The organism is Pseudoalteromonas phenolica (assembly GCF_005876835.1).
Lineage (GTDB): Bacteria > Pseudomonadota > Gammaproteobacteria > Enterobacterales > Alteromonadaceae > Pseudoalteromonas > Pseudoalteromonas phenolica_B.
In genome coordinates, this window is the sequence record NZ_PPSW01000007.1 from 309,548 (window position 1) to 330,623 (window position 21,076).

General features: G+C 36.2%; 13 protein-coding genes. 4 read left to right on the top strand and 9 right to left on the bottom strand.

Features of this window, described 5'->3' with window-relative positions; all coding sequences use genetic code 11:
* The first annotated feature begins 2,028 nt into the window (after window positions 1–2,028).
* Window positions 2,029–3,378, top strand: coding sequence for a class II 3-deoxy-7-phosphoheptulonate synthase (locus C1E24_RS05125; protein ID WP_138479355.1), 1,350 nt, complete (start codon window positions 2,029–2,031; stop codon window positions 3,376–3,378).
* A gap of 106 nt (window positions 3,379–3,484) precedes the next feature.
* Here the strand turns inward: C1E24_RS05125 and ppsR are convergent, their stop codons facing one another.
* The gene (ppsR, locus tag C1E24_RS05130; RefSeq protein WP_138479357.1) at window positions 3,485–4,294 is read right to left on the bottom strand and encodes a posphoenolpyruvate synthetase regulatory kinase/phosphorylase PpsR; all 810 of its coding nucleotides are present in this window, start codon (window positions 4,292–4,294) and stop codon (window positions 3,485–3,487) included.
* A gap of 139 nt (window positions 4,295–4,433) precedes the next feature.
* On the opposite strand from ppsR, the gene ppsA reads away from it, so the two are divergent.
* Both ppsA and ydiJ read left to right on the top strand, forming a co-directional pair.
* Window positions 4,434–6,812 carry a phosphoenolpyruvate synthase gene (gene ppsA, locus C1E24_RS05135; protein ID WP_138479359.1) on the top strand — a complete coding sequence of 793 codons (2,379 nt, stop codon included), beginning with the start codon at window positions 4,434–4,436 and terminating at the stop codon, window positions 6,810–6,812.
* 368 nt (window positions 6,813–7,180) lie between these two features.
* Window positions 7,181–10,216: a D-2-hydroxyglutarate dehydrogenase YdiJ gene (gene ydiJ, locus C1E24_RS05145; RefSeq protein ID WP_138479363.1), complete on the top strand. Its 3,036-nt coding sequence runs from the start codon at window positions 7,181–7,183 to the stop codon at window positions 10,214–10,216.
* Window positions 10,217–10,280: 64 nt separating this feature from the next.
* On the opposite strand, the gene C1E24_RS05150 is transcribed toward ydiJ, so the two are convergent.
* Window positions 10,281–11,492: a tyrosine-type recombinase/integrase gene (locus C1E24_RS05150; RefSeq protein ID WP_138479365.1), complete on the bottom strand. Its 1,212-nt coding sequence runs from the start codon at window positions 11,490–11,492 to the stop codon at window positions 10,281–10,283.
* Window positions 11,493–11,683: 191 nt separating this feature from the next.
* Between C1E24_RS05150 and C1E24_RS05155 the strand changes: the two genes are divergently transcribed.
* Window positions 11,684–12,190 carry a DUF4240 domain-containing protein gene (locus C1E24_RS05155; RefSeq protein WP_138479367.1) on the top strand — a complete coding sequence of 169 codons (507 nt, stop codon included), beginning with the start codon at window positions 11,684–11,686 and terminating at the stop codon, window positions 12,188–12,190.
* Here C1E24_RS05155 and asd read toward each other — a convergent pair.
* From asd to C1E24_RS05190, 7 genes are all read right to left on the bottom strand, one after another.
* Window positions 12,187–13,296: an aspartate-semialdehyde dehydrogenase gene (gene asd / locus C1E24_RS05160; protein WP_138479369.1), complete on the bottom strand. Its 1,110-nt coding sequence runs from the start codon at window positions 13,294–13,296 to the stop codon at window positions 12,187–12,189. The genes C1E24_RS05155 and asd overlap by 4 nt on opposite strands.
* 213 nt (window positions 13,297–13,509) lie before the next feature.
* Window positions 13,510–16,224 (bottom strand): TonB-dependent receptor plug domain-containing protein, encoded by a 2,715-nt coding sequence (locus tag C1E24_RS05165; protein ID WP_138479371.1) that lies wholly within the window; start codon window positions 16,222–16,224, stop codon window positions 13,510–13,512.
* A 75-nt stretch (window positions 16,225–16,299) separates the two neighbouring features.
* Window positions 16,300–17,955, bottom strand: a complete 1,656-nt coding sequence (locus tag C1E24_RS05170; RefSeq protein WP_138479373.1) for a hypothetical protein — start codon at window positions 17,953–17,955, stop codon at window positions 16,300–16,302.
* Between the two features lie 216 nt (window positions 17,956–18,171).
* Window positions 18,172–19,473: a tetratricopeptide repeat protein gene (locus C1E24_RS05175; RefSeq protein ID WP_138479375.1), complete on the bottom strand. Its 1,302-nt coding sequence runs from the start codon at window positions 19,471–19,473 to the stop codon at window positions 18,172–18,174.
* Window positions 19,474–19,501: 28 nt separating this feature from the next.
* On the bottom strand, window positions 19,502–20,107 hold the full coding sequence (locus C1E24_RS05180; RefSeq protein WP_138479377.1) for an energy transducer TonB: 606 nt from the start codon (window positions 20,105–20,107) through the stop codon (window positions 19,502–19,504).
* Window positions 20,108–20,115: 8 nt separating this feature from the next.
* Entirely contained in the window at window positions 20,116–20,526 is a 411-nt protein-coding gene (locus tag C1E24_RS05185; RefSeq protein ID WP_058032525.1) for an ExbD/TolR family protein, read from the bottom strand.
* A 20-nt stretch (window positions 20,527–20,546) separates the two neighbouring features.
* Window positions 20,547–21,074, bottom strand: coding sequence for a MotA/TolQ/ExbB proton channel family protein (locus C1E24_RS05190; protein WP_058032524.1), 528 nt, complete (start codon window positions 21,072–21,074; stop codon window positions 20,547–20,549).
* Between the last annotated feature and the right edge of the window lie 2 nt (window positions 21,075–21,076).

Here is a 21,076-nt window from a genome sequence, read left to right on the forward strand (position 1 = left end):
AAACTATAATTTGACTGAGAAATATGAAGGTTTTGGAGTTTAAGTATCCAGCTGAATATTGATAAATAAAAACACATTAATCAAACTTAGATAAGATAATTGTGTCCATGATTCATTAACAGTGTTTGTAAAATACAACTTAAAGACGGAGCTATATTCGATAGTAAGTATCTCCTGGCAAAACGTTTGCTATCTTTGAGACAACATATTTTTTAAGTAAATTATATGTAATTGTATCTAGTGTATAGGAATCAACCAATGAAAGTAACCTTATTACCTTGAAAGAGAATAGGTTCATGATAATGCTACATATCATGTTTATGTATGATGTGTTCTCCCCATAGCACATTAGACTTATGATTGTCTAATGTTGTTAACCTTACGAATTCACATGCTTAAGGTTATGTTAAATTAACTTATAAATTATTGTCGCAACACAATATACAAATAAGTATTAACTCTGCTTCAAAGAGGGCAAATAATTATGCTGATCGTAATTCAATATTTCAGAAATTAAACTTTTAAGGTACAAAGTTAGACTTATAGATACTAAAACAGTGAGTCAATACAATAGATAAAAGACAAAACCTTGATAGCAAAGTAGCTATATCAGTTCTTAATAGAAAAATTAAACATAGATATAAGTACCAAGCTTCTCTTAAAACTCAAAATTACCATCCGTTCATTTATATTTTTTAAGAGTAATTTTGTAAGCTTTCATGCAGAACTAGCTTCTACCAAATTAGTACAGCTGTTAATAGAATTTGTGAAACTTAAAAATTATCAATGCAACCAATTGATATTCTACGAACAACTAACTCCCGACTCAAAAAAATATGAATATATCATAAAACTAATTTAGATAAGCGAAATTAAGATTATCTAAAATGTAGTTTAATGTTTTTAAAACCAGAAATTTACAATGACAGTAAAGAGAACAACTTCCTCTTTATTGATGTAGCTTTCAATGAAATGAAATAAAATGCATTGGTTATCGAATCGACCTATTGATTATTAAGTTGGTATCAACGTTTACATTCAATTCTCTTTACGAAACAAGAGTATATAATTACATAGGTATAAATTTTAAATAGATTAAATCTCATTGAACACGATATTTATCGTAAGATTTTCCTTACTAATAATAGCGAGACCTTGTTGGGACTATAACAATGGAATTAGTGAAACAAACACATCAACATTAAAAGAACATTTTATTTGTTAAAAAAAACTTAGTCTTGCCGTATAAATAATAAGAACATATTCAGCTAATTTCCTAGACATTTATCACTTTAGACTAATTGTTGCATGAATATTATTGAACGTTCTGTTTTTAGTTGAAGAACATTAAAGTACTTTTAATCTAAACTCAAAATTGCAGTATTTTTAAAACTAATCTAACTCATTTATGCAAAGGGACTGACAGAAACGGCTTTTCAATGATGCTTTAAACTCAAAAAATTAGTATAAAATTCATAGTATTAACTATTTAAATTTATTGCTAAATATAACTAATGCTATGAAAATTTGTTCATATTAAAAATATTTAGGAGCCTAAATAAGCTAACAATAACTTCATATAAGAAATAGAACCAGAATTTATGAAACAATCCAATACTTAATGAAGCATTTCAGAAACACCAAAAGTCTAATAAATACACTCAATTTTGATTTACATATCACTGAAAACTATAGATTACAAAATGATATGTTAAATTATCAATATACTCTCTAATAAACAATGATTTAGCCGATTTTATAGAAGCAAGCTTATTTCTTTGATAATACTAAAAACTTGTATTTTAGCTAAGCATAAAGCATTTAGTATGATGTGTTCTTGTATCCATTTAAGTTGATCTTATGATGTGTACTTTATAAGGTGTGTAATCTCAATTACTTGTTGTAACCCAGTGTTTACGGTTGTCTACTTACTTTGTATGTTGTGTTCTTAATTGGTGACTTAGCTGTTGAGTTCAATATAGCAATGTTGTAAGTTGTTGGAGTTCAGATTAAATATAGGAATGAGGAATGAACAACTGGAATCCAAATAGCTGGAGAGATTTTCCAATCGTCCAGCAGCCTGAATATCCGGATCAGGCACAATTAAAACAAGTCGAAAAACAACTAAACTCTGCTCCACCATTAGTATTCGCAGAAGAAACAAGAAGTCTGTACAAAAGTTTAGCTGACGTTTGTGAAGGAAAGGCTTTTTTACTTCAAGGGGGTGATTGTGCTGAATCATTCTCTGATTTTAGTGCTGCAAATATTAGAGATACGTTTAAAACATTACTTCAAATGGCTGTAGTTTTAACTTATGGCGGAAAATGCCCTGTAGTTAAAATTGCGAGAATGGCCGGACAATATGCTAAACCAAGATCTTCAGATTATGAAGCGATTGATGGTGTGTCATTGCCATCTTACCGAGGCGATATTGTAAACAGCTTTGAATTTACAGAATCAGCTCGTATACCTGATCCAAACAGATTAATGACTGCTTATCATCACAGTGCAGCGACATTAAATTTATTAAGAGCATTTGCGCAAGGTGGTTTAGCAGATTTACATCAAGTGAATCGTTGGAACATGAGTTTCGTTGCAGCAAACCCGCTAAAAGAAAAGTTCCAGCAATTAGCAGATAGAATTCAAGACGCGCTTCAGTTTATGGAAGTATGTGGAATTGACTCATCTGTAGCTCCTAGTTTAAAAGAAACTTCTCTTTATACATCACACGAAGCATTACTGTTAGGTTATGAAGAAGCCCTCACTCGTAGAGATCACCTAACTGGTGATTGGTATGACTGTTCATCGCACTTTGTATGGATAGGTGAACGAACTCGACAACTAGACCATGCACATATCGAGTTCTTCAGAGGAATTAAAAACCCGATCGGTGTTAAAGTGGGTCCAGGTATGAAGCCTGATGAACTAATTAAATTAATAGATGCCTTAAACCCAGAAAATATCCCAGGTAGATTAACACTTATAACAAGAATGGGAGCTGATATCCTGCCTGAAAAGCTTCCGGCACTTGTTAGAAAAGTACAAGAGGAAGGTCGTAAGGTAATATGGTCTTCTGATCCAATGCACGGTAATACTGAAAAAGCGACAACTGGTTATAAAACACGAAGCTTTAACAATATCTTACGTGAAATTAGCCAATTCTTTGCTGTACATAAATCAGAAGGTTCATATGCAGGCGGAGTTCATTTAGAGATGACTGGTCAACACGTTACCGAATGTACTGGTGGTGCTTATGGTTTATCTGATGAAGATTTAGCACAAAGATACAGAACGCAATGTGACCCAAGACTTAATGCTGACCAGGTATTAGAACTTGGCTTTTTAGTCGCTGATTTATTGAAAGATGCTAGAAAGTAATTGAATTATTGATTGAGTAAAGCTTAATTAACTTATAAACCCCACATAAAGTTGTGGGGTTTATTTTTAGAATAGTCCTTAAACTTCCTAAGAACAGATATAAAACCTAATATTTGCGCCTTACTAACCCAGCTTCAGAAATAATTTTTGCAGAAATCTCTTCTACTGAGTGTTTCGTCGAATTTAAGTAAGGTGTTTTATGCTTCTTAAATAACATTTCAACTTCTCTCACTTCAATCCGACACTGACGTATTGACGCATACTTTGAATTAGCCATACGTTCCTGTCTGATTAAAGAAAGCCTTTCAGGGTCGATTGTTAAACCAAAAAGTTTATTTTTATAAGGTAATAAGCATTTCGGGTAACTACCTTTTTCAAGATCGTCTTCTGTCATCGGATAATTGGCAGCTTTAATGCCATACTGTAATGCAAGATATAGACTAGTCGGTGTTTTACCACTACGACTCACACCAACCAAAATGATATCTGCTTCATCGTAGTTCTTTATGTTTGCGCCATCATCATTTGCTAAAGCATAGTTAACAGCGTCAATCCTAAAGTCATAGCTTGATTCGTGTATTGAGTGCGTTCTATGAATACGAGGGACAGGTTCTGTTTTTAGTTCTTTTTTAAGAACATGGCTGGCTAATGTTAAAAAGTCATAACAAACGGCATTACTCGAAGAAATAATATCGGACAATTCTGGATTCACAAAAGTGAAAAATACTAATGGCTTATCTCCATCTGCACTAACAGTATTGTTTATAAGCTCTTTAATTTCATGCGCTCTATCGACTGTTTCAACGAAAGGTATGGTTTTGTGTTGAAATTCAACAGGAAAAAGTGAAAGGGTCGCATGACCAAAAACTTCAGATGTGATAGCTGTACCATCAGAAATATAAAAAGCAGTTCTCATAAAATAAGCCTAATGAAATTTGTTTATTTTCCTTATCGCGGTTTACGCGACTAGCTTTGCCAGTGTAGAATGCACTCGACTATACTAATGGTCAAACAATCTCTCACATTTATTACAATTTGTTTATGGAGACAGTTCCGTGCAAGACTACGTTCTCTGGTATCAAGAGTTAGGTATGCAAGATGTACCTCGAGTGGGTGGCAAAAATGCGTCACTTGGGGAAATGATTTCAAACCTAGCAAACGCTGGTGTACAAGTACCAGGCGGATTCGCTACAACCGCCGAAGCCTTCAATGAATTTTTAGAGCAATCAGGCTTAAACGAAAAAATTCACAAAATCCTAGACACATTAGACGTTGATGACGTTAACACCCTTGCTAAAGTTGGTGCTGATATTCGTCAATGGATCATCGATACACCTTTCCAACCAGAACTAGATAAAGCTATTCGCGACGCATATAACACGCTCCATGGTGATGCATCTGCAGATGTTTCTTTCGCAGTTCGTTCATCTGCAACTGCAGAAGATATGCCTGACGCTTCGTTTGCGGGTCAGCAAGAAACATTCTTAAATGTTCGTGGTATTGACGCTGTAATGGTTGCAATCAAACACGTATTTGCATCGTTATTCAACGACCGTGCAATTTCTTATCGTGTGCACCAAGGTTATGACCACCGTGGCGTTGCGCTATCGGCTGGTATACAACGCATGGTACGTTCAGACAAAGCATCTTCAGGTGTAATGTTCAGTATCGATACTGAATCAGGTTTTGAGGATGTTGTTTTTGTAACGTCAAGTTATGGTCTTGGCGAAATGGTTGTACAGGGCGCTGTTAATCCAGATGAGTTTTATGTTCACAAACCAACTTTGGCCAAAGGTAAACCTTCTGTAGTTAGAAGAAACCTTGGTTCTAAAGCAATTCAAATGGTTTACTCAAGTGATGAATCACACGGTAAACAAGTTGAAATTGTAGATATGGAACCTGAACTATCAAATCGTTTTTCAATCACAGATGCAGAAGTACAAGAACTAGCAAAGCAAGCTGTAATCATTGAAAAGCATTATGGCCGTCCGATGGATATCGAATGGGCTAAAGATGGTAATGACGGTAAACTTTATATCGTTCAAGCACGTCCTGAAACAGTTCGCTCTAATGAAGACGCAAACGTGATGGAGCGATTCCAACTTAAAGCACAATCTAATGTTATTGCAGAAGGTCGTGCAATCGGTCATAAAATTGGTTCTGGTGTTGTACGAGTGCTTAATTCAATTGACGAGATGGATAAAGTACAAGTTGGTGATGTATTAGTCACTGATATGACAGACCCTGATTGGGAACCAATCATGAAGCGTGCAGCTGCGATCGTTACAAACCGTGGCGGCCGTACATGTCACGCAGCAATCATTGCTCGTGAACTTGGTATTCCAGCTGTAGTTGGTTGTGGTAACGCAACAGACTTAATCACTAATAATCAAGAAGTAACTGTTTCTTGTGCTGAAGGTGATACAGGCTATATCTACGAAGGCAAACTTGATTATGAAGTAATTACTTCAGAAATTGATTCTATGCCTGATTTACCAATGAAAATCATGATGAATGTTGGTAATCCAGATCGTGCGTTTGACTTCGCTAAATTACCACATGCTGGTATTGGACTTGCGCGTTTAGAATTTATTATCAACCGTATGATTGGTATACACCCTAAAGCTTTAATCAACTTTGATACTCAACCCGCTGATTTACAGACGGAAATCAAAGAAATGATTGCAGGTTATGCTTCACCAGTTGAATTCTATATAGAAAAATTAGTTGAAGGTATTGCAACTTTAGGCTCAGCATTTGCGCCAGAACGCGTTATTGTTCGTATGTCAGACTTTAAGTCGAATGAATATGCGAACTTAGTTGGCGGCCAACAATATGAGCCAGAAGAAGAAAACCCAATGATTGGTTTCCGCGGCGCATCTCGTTATATTTCTGAAGATTTCCGCGAATGTTTTGCACTAGAATGTGAAGCAATTAAGCGCGTTAGAAATGGCATGGATTTAACGAATGTTGAAATCATGATCCCATTTGTTCGAACTTTAGAAGAAGCAGCACAAGTAATACAATTGCTTGAACAGCATGGCTTAAAACGTGGTGAAAATGGCTTAAAAGTAATAATGATGTGTGAATTACCATCAAATGCATTACTTGCAGAAGAGTTCCTAGAATACTTCGACGGTTTCTCTATTGGTTCTAACGATTTAACTCAGTTAACATTAGGTCTTGACCGTGATTCTGGTTTAATCGCACACCTATTCGATGAAAGAAATCCTGCAATTAAGAAACTTTTATCTATGGCTATTCAAACTGCTAAAGCCAAAGGCAAATATGTTGGTATCTGTGGCCAAGGTCCTTCAGATCATGAAGATTTTGCTGCCTGGCTTGTTGAACAAGGTATTGATTCTGTATCTTTGAATCCTGATACAGTGTTAGAAACTTGGTTGTATTTAGCAGATAAACTTAAAGCAAACTAATTGAAAAGCCGGCAATCGCCGGCTTTTTTTCATTTTACTTTGTCTAATCTGTAACAAACATTTCTAAAAATTCGCTGTAATTTCTTCAAATAGATTCTAGCTTTAGGGTAATAAAAAGAAAAACACATTAAAGCAGCCAAACCAAATATGATTGAAGGGCCAGGCACAACAAAAAAGATAATTGCTAATATTACAAATAGACAACCTAAACTCAAAGTAAAAAATTTCTTCATAGCAGCCTCCTGTATTAAATAATAGCAAGTTAAATATAATTTTCTGTTTCTAACTGTAACAAAGAATATAAAACTCAATTTTCTTAACATTCTACCGTGATACAATAGAGTCATAAGTAATAAGTAAAAACCGTCATGATTGCTCAAATTTCTCAACAAGATAACGCAAATGAATTAATCAATAGCTATATAGATAGGCTTAAAAGTTCAGGCTTTACTGGTGATCTTGATACCAGTTACGCAACACGTATTGTTAATTCAACTGATAACAGTATTTATCAAGAAGTACCTCAAGCTGTAGTTTTTCCTAAATCAAATAAAGATATTCAAATTGCACTTCATACAGCCAACCAAGATCCATTTTTGTCTTTAACTTTTGGTCCAAGAGGTGGAGGCACTGGCACTAATGGGCAATCACTTACACCCGGCATCATTCTAGATTTATCACGACATATGCGTGAAATTATAGAAATAAATGAAGAAGAAAAATGGGTCAAAGTTCAAGCGGGTGTAATTAAAGATCAGTTAAATGATTTTTTAAGACCTTATGGATATTTCTTCGCTCCAGATTTATCAACGAGTAATAGAGCAACAATTGGCGGTATGATAAATACCGATGCTTCTGGACAAGGTTCGTTAGTATATGGAAAAACCAGTGACCATGTTTTAGGGTTAAAATCATATCTTGTTGATGGCACTGAATTAAATACAAGTAAAATTACTAAAGAACAAGCTGAGTTATTAGCAGAGCAGCAAACAACTACATCATCTGTATATAAGCAAGTACTTACTTCATGTGAAAGTAACAGAGAATTAATTCTGAAGAAATTCCCGAGACTCAATCGCTTTTTAACTGGTTATGATTTAGAAAATGTTTTCAATGAAGAATTATCTACATTCGATTTATCTAGAGTTATAACAGGAAGTGAGGGCTCACTAGCGATAGTTGCAGAAGCAAAACTTAATATTACACCTATTGCACCATTTAAAACTTTAATAAATATAAAATATGATAGTTTTGATTCTGCACTTCGTAATTCTCCATTTTTAGTTGATGCAGAAGCAACGTCCGTAGAAACCGTAGATAGTAAAGTTCTTAATCTAGCAAAAGAAGATATTATCTGGCATTCAGTTTCGGATCTTATTCAAGATGTCCCTGACAAAGAAATGTTGGGTTTAAACATGGTTGAATTCAATGGAGAAACAGAAAATGAAATGGATGACAAAATTAATAACCTTTGTAACAAGCTTGACTCCCTTATCGAAAATAAACAAGCAGGTGTTATCGGTTATCAACTAACAAACGATAAATCTGAAATTCTAAAAATTTATGCGATGCGTAAAAAGGCAGTCGGGTTACTTGGTAATACAAAAGGAAAACAAAAACCTCTCGCTTTCGCGGAAGATACGGCCGTTCCTCCTGAAAATTTAGCAGACTTTATTTCTGAATTTAGAACATTGCTTGATACCCATAATCTAAATTATGGTATGTTCGGTCATGTTGATGCAGGTGTATTACATGTTAGACCAGCACTCGATATGTGCGATCCTGAGCAAGAAAAGTTACTTAGAAAAATTTCTGATCAAGTCGTATCACTTACAGCTAAATATAATGGCTTGATGTGGGGTGAGCATGGTAAGGGCTATCGCAGTGAATATGGTCCTGAATTTTTTGGTGAAGAACTTTTTAACGAACTTAGAAAAATAAAAGCAGTGTTCGATAAAAATAATAGACTAAACCCTGGAAAAATTTGTACGCCAATAGAAAGTAAAGACTCACTTGTTTCAGTTGATGGACAAAAAAGAAGTTGGTTTGATCGCAAAATAAATGTAACTGTTAAAGACAGTTTTGAAAATGCGATGAATTGTAATGGTAATGGACTTTGTTTTAATTATGATGATGACACACCAATGTGTCCATCTTATAAAGTTACCAAAGATAGACGTCATTCACCAAAAGGGCGAGCATCATTATTTAGAGAATGGTTAAGACTTCAAGAAGAGCAGGGCGTTAATCTTCTAGAAGTTGAAAAGCAATTAATTAATAAAGAAAGTGATACTACCTGGTGGGAAAGATACCGAAACTCTGGCTCTAATAATTACGACTTTAACCACGAAGTCAAAGAAGCGATGGATGAATGCTTGGCTTGTAAAGCATGTTCTTCAGCCTGTCCAATTAAAGTGGATGTTCCTACATTTAGAGCTCGATTCTTAAATTTCTATCACAGCATTTATTTACGACCTGCTAAAGATTTACTCGTAGGAAATGTCGAAGCAACAGCACCAATCATGTCTAAGTTTCCTAGATTGAATAATTTTATTGTAAATAATTTTCCTGGGAAACAATTCATTAATAATATAATTGGCTACGTAGATACACCTAACTTGAGTGTACCTACAATATCTGAACGCATAAAAACAAAAAACAAATTTGATTTCGAAAAAGTTACTTTACTTTCTAAATCTGAAAAAAATAATTCAGTTTTAATTGTACAAGATCCATTTACTAGTTTCTATGAAGCAGAACTTGTTGCAGCAACGATTAAACTTATCGAAGCATTAGGAAAAAACGTTTTTGTTCTACCATTTGTTCCAAATGGCAAACCTCAACACGTTAAAGGTTTTCTCAAAGAATTTAAAACGACTGCAAAAAAATCAAGCCAATTTCTGAGTCAAGTAGCTGAATTAAACATTCCTATGATTGGTTTAGATGCGTCTTTAGTTATGGTATATAGAGATGAATATAAAACAATTTTAAACTCTGAAGATAGAGGTCGCTTCGAAGTTAAACTTGCACATGAATTGTTTGAATCATTTGATTTTAGCGGGCTGAAAATAAACAGTGAAAATAGCTTTACCTTATTGTCACACTGTACTGAAACAACAGCTATGCCGTCAGCATCAAAAACTTGGAAAAATATCTTTTCTCAGATAGGTTTAGAGTTAAATACCCCTACAACAGGTTGCTGTGGTATGGCTGGTACATATGGACATGAAAAGCAAAATTATGAAAAGTCTAAGTTATTGTATGAATCTTCTTGGAAAAAAAAGATAACAAATGAACAATTGAATACTATTTTGTCGACTGGCTTTTCTTGTCGTTCACAAGTTAAGCGATTTGAAGGTAAGAAGCCACTTCATCCAATTGAATTTATTGCTTCTAAACTTTAAATATATGAGTAATGTGGTTGAAATAATTCAACCACATTCAATTTAACATAATCAAAATGCGCTATTATAAAGTTCTCTTAGAGCCAGACTTTGCACGTTCTGACACATTAGTTTGTATGTAAATCTGGTCTGTCGTCGCAATTTTTGAATGCCCAAGATCTTCGGAAAGGTGTTTCAGTGGTCGATGTTTTGCATCATGCGTTGCACCTGTATGACGAAGCCAATGAGATGTAGCTGCTTTAAGTTGTTCTGATTCATCTTCGAAACCATCTTTTTCTAATTTTTCGATTGCAAGATCAAAACTTTCTTGAACAATTCTTCTGATCTGTCTGACATTCATACCACCTTGGCCACGTAATTTATGAAGGATAGGGGATGGATCATCTGCGCGAGGTAAAGGTTCAAAACCTCTATGAATACGATACCTTTTCAAATATTCCAAAAATTCTTCGCTTAAAGTAACATCTCTAAGTTTGTTACCTTTACCCATAACACGCAAAAACCAGTAATTATCAGAATCTTGCCAAAAATGACTCATAACTGGTGACCACTGTGGTCTATCTGATAATTCAGAAATTCTAAGATATAGCCCTTTTAAACAAGCTAAGGTGAATAAATTCCTTTCGAATTTAGGCTCTTTTACGCATTTATCTTTTGTCACACCGAAGACATATTCCCATTGAAGGTCACTTAGAGTATCTGGCGTATTGATTTGAGATTGCACAACTAAATATGGAGAATTTTTTTTAACTACAGGCACATAGTTAAAAGCTGATTTTTCTTCTAATTGTGCAAATTTATAAAATACATTTAACGCAGTAAACATGGCTGCAAGCGTTTGTTGACTGACACCATTTGCTTTTTCTATAAAAGGACGCCATTTTTCATTAATGCATTTTATGCCGTCTTTATCTTTAAACCGCCATTGTACAGAATTTGTCGACCAAGCTTTTTCAGGCTTTACCATGAAATCAACGTAAGCTTCTATATCTTCACGCTTTAAATTGAAAACTGATGATTTTGTAAAATGCCAAGACCATAGATAGAATCGTTCGATTTCATTTCGAAAACGATTAAATGTTGCTTCAGATTTTCTTCCGTAAACATATAGAAACTTTAATAAAAATTCATAATCTGAAATTATAAAATCATGTTTAGAGTTCAATGCTGTCAGTTGAGATTCTAATTCAGGATATTCGGTTCTAAGGGTAGCATCTTCAACATGGGCAATCATATATCTTAATTGCTTTACAGTATCAACTAACGGGAAAACCATATTAAGTCCGATATTGGTTAGTATTGGACATAGTTTAGAGATTTAGAGAGGCTATGTAAACTAAAGTTTTTAACCCAGAGTGCTCTTAAATATATAAATACAATGATTTAACATAACGTAAATTATGCGATATTAACTATAGAAGAAAATAATGTTAGAATTTGACCTTAGTTATTAATTGGCCTATTAAAATGAATGTAGAAACCTTTTGGGAAATTTTAGAAAAAGTAAGTCAATCTCCAGAAGATCCAAATGAAACCCTTAAATCAATATTAGCTAAATTAACAAGCAATGATATCGAAGGTTTTGATGTAATTTATACAGAAAAGCTTAAAGAGCTTTGGCATTGGGATAACTGGGCGGTTGCATTTATTATATGTGGCTGTAATACAGAGTATGATTTTTTAGATTTTTGTAATTGGTGTTTAGTACAAGGAAAAGAATTTAATATAAATCTTACTAGTAAACCAGACGAGTTGTTCGATTATAACTATCCTATTAAGGACAGTTTACCTTACCCTTATATTGACGAACTAGATTTGGTACCTGGATTATTATTTGAAGAATTAACTGGTAAAGAACTCACTTATCATCAAGTAGTTAACTTTAAACCTAAGGGAAAGAGGTTTAAAAACAAACCTAAATCCCTAAAAGAAAACTATCCAAATTTATTTAATAAATTTTGGAAAAAGAATTAATCTATAATAATTCTTAACATCCTTCTTAATGGTTCAGCTGCTCCCCAAAGTAGCTGATCACCCACAGTAAATGCACTAATATATTTCGGTCCCATCGTTAATTTTCTAATACGACCAACTGGTATATCCAATGTTCCTGTTACTTTTACAGGTGTTAATTCTTCTGCTGTGATATCTCTATCATTTGGAATAACACGTACCCATTCATTATGGTTAGCAAGAATACTTTCAATCTCTTCGACGCTTAAGTCTTCTCTTAACTTAATGGTCATTGCTTGAGAATGACAACGCATTGCGCCAATTCTCACGCATAATCCATCAATTGGAATTGGTGAACGACTAGAGCCTAAAATTTTGTTTGCTTCCACTTGCGCTTTCCACTCTTCTTTTGACTGGCCAGATTCCATTGGCACATCAATCCATGGAATTAAACTGCCAGCTAGCGGCACACCGAATTGGTCTTTGGGTAACGAATCAGATTTAATTTTCTCAGCTACAAGTTTATCAATCTCGAGTATTGCTGAACTTGGATCATCTAGTAGCGATTTAACTTCTGAATTAATCTCACCCATTTGTGTGATCAGCTCTCGCATATTACGCGCGCCAGCACCAGATGCAGCCTGGTAAGTCATTGGAGAAACCCACTCAACTAAATCACGTTCGAATAGACCGCCTAGAGCTAATAACATTAACGATACGGTACAATTACCGCCTACAAAAGTTTTAACGCCCTGCTCTAACCCTTGCTTAATAACATCGTTATTAACTGGATCTAAAACAATAATACTATCGCTTTCCATTCTAAGTGCAGAAGCAGCATCAATCCAATATCCGCTCCAGCCTGACTCCCTTAAATGTGGATAGACAGATTTTGTATAATCACCACCTTGGCAAGAAATAATAATCTCCATTTGGGACAAAGCAGTCACGTCATTTGCATCAAGCAACGGTTTAGGCGAACCAGCAATATCAGGTCCTAATTGACCAGTTTGAGAAGTTGTAAAAAAATGCGCTTCAATCTTATCAAAATCATTTTCTTGCTGCATACGCTCCATTAAAACGGAGCCAACCATACCACGCCAACCAACGAGTCCTACTTTATTCATAGTCTTTTACCTTGTATCAAATTATTTAGAATCATTGCGTGAGTCTAGACGTCTAAAACTAACAAAAATAAACAAATAGCACTAGCTTTATCTTGTTAAATTTTAAAACTTTCAACTGTTTTACTTTTACTGCAAGCAGTAAGATGTGTTCTCTATAGGTTTTAAAATAAGCCCACTCACTTTAGTGGGCTTACTGATGCTTTTTAGCTCAGATTAGAATTCCATTGAAACATCTAAGCTGATCTGTTGAGCCATTTCTTTTTCACGGATCACAACGTTATTTTGTTGTACTTCAAAGTTCTGACCTAATAGATTCTTCACTTTAAAAGTAACTGTTGTATTAAAGTTCGGATAATAACTATAAACTAGATCTAATGAATTGATCGGCTGCTCGTAAGCATCATCAAAATCATTAACGCCTGCCGCTAAAATACGATCGCCAAATACATTATAAATTACTGATGCCTGATGATTACCATTATGTGAATCATAGTTAAGTTGGAAGTTAGCAACATACTTAGAATGACCTGTCATTCTTCGTTTCAGGTTTGTCAGATCACCCTTGTCAGCTTCTAATATTTCAACTTCTGAATCACTCAATGTAACGTTACCTGATGTAAATATTGCGCCACCTAGTGCATCAGCAGATAGCTCAAGCAACCATTCAGCTTCAATACCATAAACAAAAGCCGTATCAGCATTGTCGAACTCTAAAGTGAAACGACCGTCCGCTTCTGTTAATAAAGCTTCAATTGGTTTATCTATATCTTTATAGAAGGCGCCGATTGAATAATTGTCACCATTTTCCATATAAAACTCAGCTCTGAAATCAAAGTTATCTAAGTAACTTGATTCAAGCGTTGGATTACCGAGTGTACGATAATCTGTTAATGGGTCTTGGTACTGAACTGGTGTTAATTCACGCAAGTCTGGGCGAACAATTGTTTGACCATAACCAAATCGCAACTGATAAGACTTTTCACTATATGTGACAGAGAAAGAGCCAAAATAATCATCTTCCATCACACTCGCTTGTTGAATAGCTTCTTCACTAAGCTTGTCAGCAAGCAAAGCTGGATCAAAAATTGAGCGAGAATATGCCAGAGCTACCTGACGGAAGTCTTCATAACGAACACCACCAGAAAAGCGCCATTTTTCACCCATTAGATAATCAAAGCTACCAAAATATGCATCGATTTTCTGAGCTGCTAGGTAATCATCAGCAGCCGGCTCTTGGAAAAGAAGTTCAACATCAGTCATATCAACAGTTGAATCATCTCTGAAGTAAGAGCCTATTCCTAAAGCTTGAGTTGGTGTGTCAGCAAGTGAAAGGCTTTCATTTTGACCAAAACGATATTTTAAGAAATCTGTTCGGTAATCACGCGTTTTATCGACAAAGAAACCACCGCCTTTAAGTTCTAACTCTGAACCATCAAAATAAAAAGCTTTACTGGCATTCCAAGCAAAATTTTCTACTTCATCTTCCATCGCTACATAACGATACAGATAAGGATTACCACCTGAACTACCGGTATAGATCGTTTCTGAGTATTGACCGTTTACGTATAAATCACGCACTGATATTTCTAATTCACTTGGAATATCAGTCGTTGCGGTTGAATCTGTGTAGTGCCAATCAACACCGACACCATCAAGTAGTGACCAAGTTAAATTATGAGTACCTCTAACCTGAAGGATTTCAAGTTCACGTTGTTCAAATGAAGTCAGGTTTTTACGTGTAACTTGCCCACTTTCTATACTTAATGACTTGGATGGCTCTTGATACATTGCATAAGACGCCTCATTCTCGGTGTCACGAAGCATCATATAACCTGCATTAATATCGTGTCCGTCAAGTTTGTAACCAACATTTAATGAGGCATTTAGTTTGATGTTGTTCTTGGTAGACTGTTTTTCTTCTTTTGCAGAATAACAAGTGAAAGTATCTTTACTACACTCTAGTTCCTCAGTGTCTTTTGTTGCCAAAACTGAGTTGAACTCTGTGCTATTAGACCATTCATTATCATAGGCAACAGAAGTCAAAAAACCTAATTGACCACCAAAACCAAATAGATCATCGAAACGATCACCAAACACAACCTTTGCACCGAAGTCAGGGTCAATACTTTTTTCGACCATACCGAAATCACGAGGTAATGCTTTGATTAAACTCTTATTAAGTGCAATTGCCGCATCTTGACCTATGTCTGAACCCTGCATTTTAGATTCAACTTGACGAATATTACGCACAGATAAATCAGATAAACCGTTTATATAAGTATTTAATGCCATTTGAATTTCTGCTGGCATTTGGCGTAGACCGTCGTCTTTGCCTAACCAGTCGTCATCACTACCGTTATAAACAAGGCCAGTATCATTAGTGTCTTTATAAGCACCACCAACTTCAATTTTAAATACTCGATCTGATGGAATACTTTTAGTACGAATATTTACATCACCACCACCAAATGCAGCTGGCATATCAGGTGAATAAGCTTTTTGAACAGCAAGCGATTCGATAATACTAGAAGGGAAAATATCAAGTGGAATAACATTACGTGTTAAATCAGGACTTGGTACGATTGCACCATTTAAACGAACACTTGAATAGCGTTCACCCAAGCCACGTACATAGATAAATTTGTCATTTACTAAGCTTAAACCTGTTACACGACGAAGTGCTGACGCAGCATCACTATCACCGGTTCTTGAAATCTGTTCAGAACCCATGATATCTGCAACGAACGCTTGATTTTTTCGCTCTTCAATCACAGCGCTCGCACTTCCTTTAAGGCGACTACCAACAGCAACAACTTCTTCTATTTCTTGTGCAGTTTCATCTGCAGCTAAAACTTGTGATGCTGGTGCCAATAAAGAAAGTAAAGATAAGGTAATTAAATTTGCCTTAAATTGCTTTATTGGTTTCATTTTTAATTCCTCTAAACCAAATTGATTCAACAAGGGCGCAAATGTGCGCCCTATCTGTTTATTTTGTGGTTTAGATTAGTTTTTACGTGCCATTGACGCTTTTACAAACTCAACCCACTCGTTGCTAGCACCTTCACCGACTGCACCGATAAATGCTACGTCGTCGAAGAATGAATTATCAGCATTCAGTTTCGCAGACTCAATTGCAACAGCATTACCATCTTTATCAGTAACTGTGCCTTTAGTAGTTACGCCATCTTCAGCGAGTACATTTGAGAAATCGGCAAAGCCAATTAACTTGTTCATTTCACCAGCTAAAAACCACTGCTCGATGTCAAAACCTGCTAAGTCACCAGTAAGTTCAGTGTTAATTTCTTCGAAGTTTAAACCACAAGCGAAAATAGAGTTTGAGAACGAAATGTCACCAGCTTTTGCGTTTGCGTGAACACCCGCTTCATGTGATTGGTCTTTATCATTGAATAGGTCGAAACAACCTGCACCAGATTGAGTAGAAGAGTTAACAAATAGCATATTTACTAATTTCGCTTTGCCCCACTCTTTCATTTCCATACCAGCACCAGTGTTCTTACGTGCTTCAGCATCAACCTTACCATTAGTAACAACAGTTGCGTTTGCAATAGTAGGGAAAGAAACAGAAGTTACTAATTCAGAATCTGCACTTGGCGCTTTCTTAGCACCATCAGTTTCAAAACCGTGGTTACCATGTTCTTTTGAATGAACTAAAATGAACTGGCCATTACCTTTCCAACCCTCATCCCAGTCAATACCATCATCTACTGATTCAGTGATTACAATGTGCTTAATATCTACAGAGCCACCGAATAATTCGATACCATCATCAGCACCATTGTGTACATGGATGTATTCAATCTCAGTACCTGAACCAACTGCGTTAAGCGTTAGACCATTTAGTTCATTATCTGGTGTTACTTCGTAACCAGCGTATTTGATAACAACATGCTTTAACGTACCGCTGTCGTCAGCTGCATCATTACCACCGTAGTAAGAAACAATACCTTCTGCTTTGTGGTTACACTGGCCAGCTTCAGCATCAGCTTTAGCACAACGAATTGATTGGCCCATACCGTTAATTTGAATACCGCCCCAGTCACCAATTTGTGCAGTCGTTGAATCATCACCGTCAATGTCGCTGATACTTGTAAATAGGATAGGCTTGTCAATCTCACCGATTGCTTCGATGTTTGCACCACGTGCAATACGGATAAAGCTTTCTGGCTTAGTGAAGGCAATGTTTACACCGGCTTCGATTGTTAAAGTAGGACCGTTTACATCAATCACACCACCTTTTGATGTGTCTACATCAGCACCGATGAATAGTTCACCTTCAAAAATGTGTGCACCGCCATCTGGTAAAGCAGGAATTAAGAAAGAAGCAGTAATATCTTTTGCGTTACTTGCAAATGCTTGGCTGTACACACAGTTTTTATTTGCGTCATCTGGCTTACCCTTAAACTCAACACCATCCATTGTGTATGACGCACATTCAATTGCAGTAGTTGGAGGTGTTGTAGTACCGCCACCGTTATTTCCTGAGTTATCACTTCCAGTATTATTTGTTACATTGCTGGTAGAGTTGTCTACACGGTTATCATTTGTTGTTGGTGTTACGTTGATATCACCACCGCCACAACCAGCAAGTACAAGAGCAGAAGTAATTAGGCTAGCTTTAAAAAACCCAGAAAGTTTCATTTTAATCTCCAAAAATATAATAAGTCGTTATAAGCGCAAAAAAGCTTGATGCATAAAGTAATGGAGTTTTGTTACTGTTGGGTTACATTAAATATAAAGTTAAATGACAGTATTAATACAGTTTGATTAAGGACAATAAAAATTATATTGCATTATAAAATAGAAAAAGCCGCTCCAGCTATACTGAACGCGGCTTTGGTGTTGCGATTTTTTATTTTATAAAAGTGCTTGTTTTAAGCTTTCTGAATGTAATTTCTCTTTCTTAACAAACTTAATCCACTGTTTGGCAAGTCTTGAAGATTTCTTATGTTTTTCGGCTTGTTCAAAGGCCAAAATTGAGGCGTCAAAGTTTTCAAGGTTATATTGTGCCATACCTAGGGCAACATATGCGTTAGATTCAAAATTTAAATCACCTTTATCAAGGGCTTCTCTGGCATAATCCGCAGCTTCTTCAAACTTCTCTAAGTTTAAATAAACCTCAGCTAACCTTTGAGAATAATTACCATGTTCAACCTTAGCGGCAGCTTGCTTAAAATGAGAAATGGACTTTTCATCCTCTTTAGCTTGTACAAAAGCCTCTGCGATGAATGCCTGGTTTTTTGCACTATTTTCAATCTTACCGCTTGAAACGCCCTCTTTTAAGACCGCCGCAGCTTTATAGTTTAGTCCGTTGTACATATATACTTGGGCTAACTGCATGATCTCGTTTTTAGAACGAATAAAACCTTGCTGCTTGGCAGCCTCTAATATAGCAAGTTGTTTTTTTCCATCGCCCACTTCGCCATACATGCCACCGAGTTGTACCCAATATTCAGGCTTATTATAAAGTTTAACCATTTTTTCAAGAACTTGAACCACTTGCTCAGGTTGATTCAAAGAATAATAAAGCGCACGTTGTAAAACCAACCAATTCTCTTTAGGTTGTTCGCTTTGGCTTTCAGCAAAACTTATCGCAACATTTATGCTTTCTAGCGCTTCATTATATTGCTTTTGCAGGTAATGCGCGTTAGCACGTAAAACATAATAACTGTTCGCAATCGGCTTCGTGTTACCCAATTTCCACTTATCAAGATATGAAATAACCTTCGGATAATCATTGTTTGCCATGGCAAGCTGAGCAAGACTAAAAGTCGTAGACTGCCTTAATGATTCTGGAATTTGTTCTTCTGAAATCACTTGCTCAAAAGATTCAATGGCCTTACCTAACTGGTTTTCGTTATAATAAATAAAACCATAGAAGTTATACATCATCGCAACTTCGTAAGCATTCATACTGCTTGCTCTTGCTTTAATATTATCTAACGCTTCTAGGCCTTCTTGAACCTTACCATCATCAGCCAGTTTTTGAGCTCTTGCCAATTGGCTATACACTTTGTTTCTAAGTGCAGGCACTCGTTTAGTTTTAGTTTCTGCGTAAACTGTATTGATGTCAGTGAAAGGCGTCACTGATAGCAAGCTTGGTAAAACAGAAGCTGATAAAACAATACTAACAGTTAAAGTTAACTTTCTAATATTCATTTAAATTTCCTCGCAACACACGCAAAATCTAGCCATTGATCTGGAAAGAGATTTTGTTTTGAACACCGGCCACTTCAACCGCTTCGCCGTTCACAACACGGGGTTTATACTTAAATTTCAAGGCTGCATCCAATGCGGCTCTGTCGAAAATGCTCTGTGGTTCAGCTGTAATCACTTTAGGTTCACGAACTGTACCTTGCTTAGTTACTATAAACTCAACAATTACGTATCCTTCAATCCCTCTTGAAAGAGCACGTCTTGGATAGACTGGAGCGACTTTTACAATTGGAAGATACTCACCATCACTTGATTCCAAAGCTAAACCACCACCCAAATCAACATCTGCTTGCACATCAGCACTAAAATCAAAGTCAGTGCCTGCTGCATCTAAATTATTAGCCTGCATTTGAGGCGCCTCCATTGGCGGTGGGGGCTCCTTAGGTGTTGGTGGTTTCTGTGGTTTACGCTCTTTCTTTTGAACCGTTTCTTCTTTCATTAACCTAACAAAGTCAAGTACCTGACCTTTTGCAGGCTCAGTCATTGCACCTTCGCCACTCTGGATCAAAGCCTGCATTCCCAAAAATAGGAAGAAGGTGATAGTGGCAGCAATTAATAAAGCGGTTAAATAACGCATTTTTGCTCCTATGATTCCTGCGCAGCAATTGATACATCAAACGCGCCTGCAGCTCGTGAAGCATCCATTACTTTGATAAGTAGCTCAGTTGTCGCCTTCTTATCTGCTTGGATAACTACACTGCCTTGTGGGTTTTCAGCTTTTAGACGTTCGATATTTGCTTGGACAGCACGAATGTCAATCTGACGTTTGTTTATCCAAATCTCACCTTTGTCAGAAATTGCCACTAAAATATTTGCACGTTGCTTTTTAACTGCTGTGGCTGCTTCCGGACGGTTTACATCAATACCTGCTTCTTTTACGAAAGAAGCGGTAACGATGAAGAAAATTAGCATGATGAATACAACATCTAGCATTGGGGTCATATTAATTTCTTCTGCTTCTTCTTCTTGAAAAACTTTTGCTAATGGCGCTCTCATAATTCTTTACCTTATGTTGCTTAGTGATCTAACAACAATTTATCTTCTAATAACTCGACTTCACGTTTTGCTTTTCGCTGTAAAAATGTCACAGCAAATACACCAGAAAGTGCACCGACCATACCGGCCATGGTTGGAATGGTTGCTTTAGACACACCCGCAGCCATTGAACGTGCACTACCTGTACCTGTAATGGCCATCACATTGAAAACTTCAATCATGCCTGTAACTGTACCTAATAGCCCCAATAGAGGACATAAAGCAACCATGACACCAATGTATGGCAGGTTTGTATTTAACTTAATCCCAATGCGTGAAATCTGAGCTTGTTTAATTTGTTCCGCATTCCAGCTATTACGCTCTGAACGTGCTTTCCAGCTAGCGATTACCTCTTTGCGCTGTTGACGGTATAAACCGAATAGATAAATAAAGCGCTCTAAAATAAGTAACCACATTGCGAAGATAAGGACACCGATGACCAGGAGTACCTGGCCACCTGTATCAAGAAAGCTGCGTAGTGCGTTAATTGCATCTAGCAATAAAACCACGT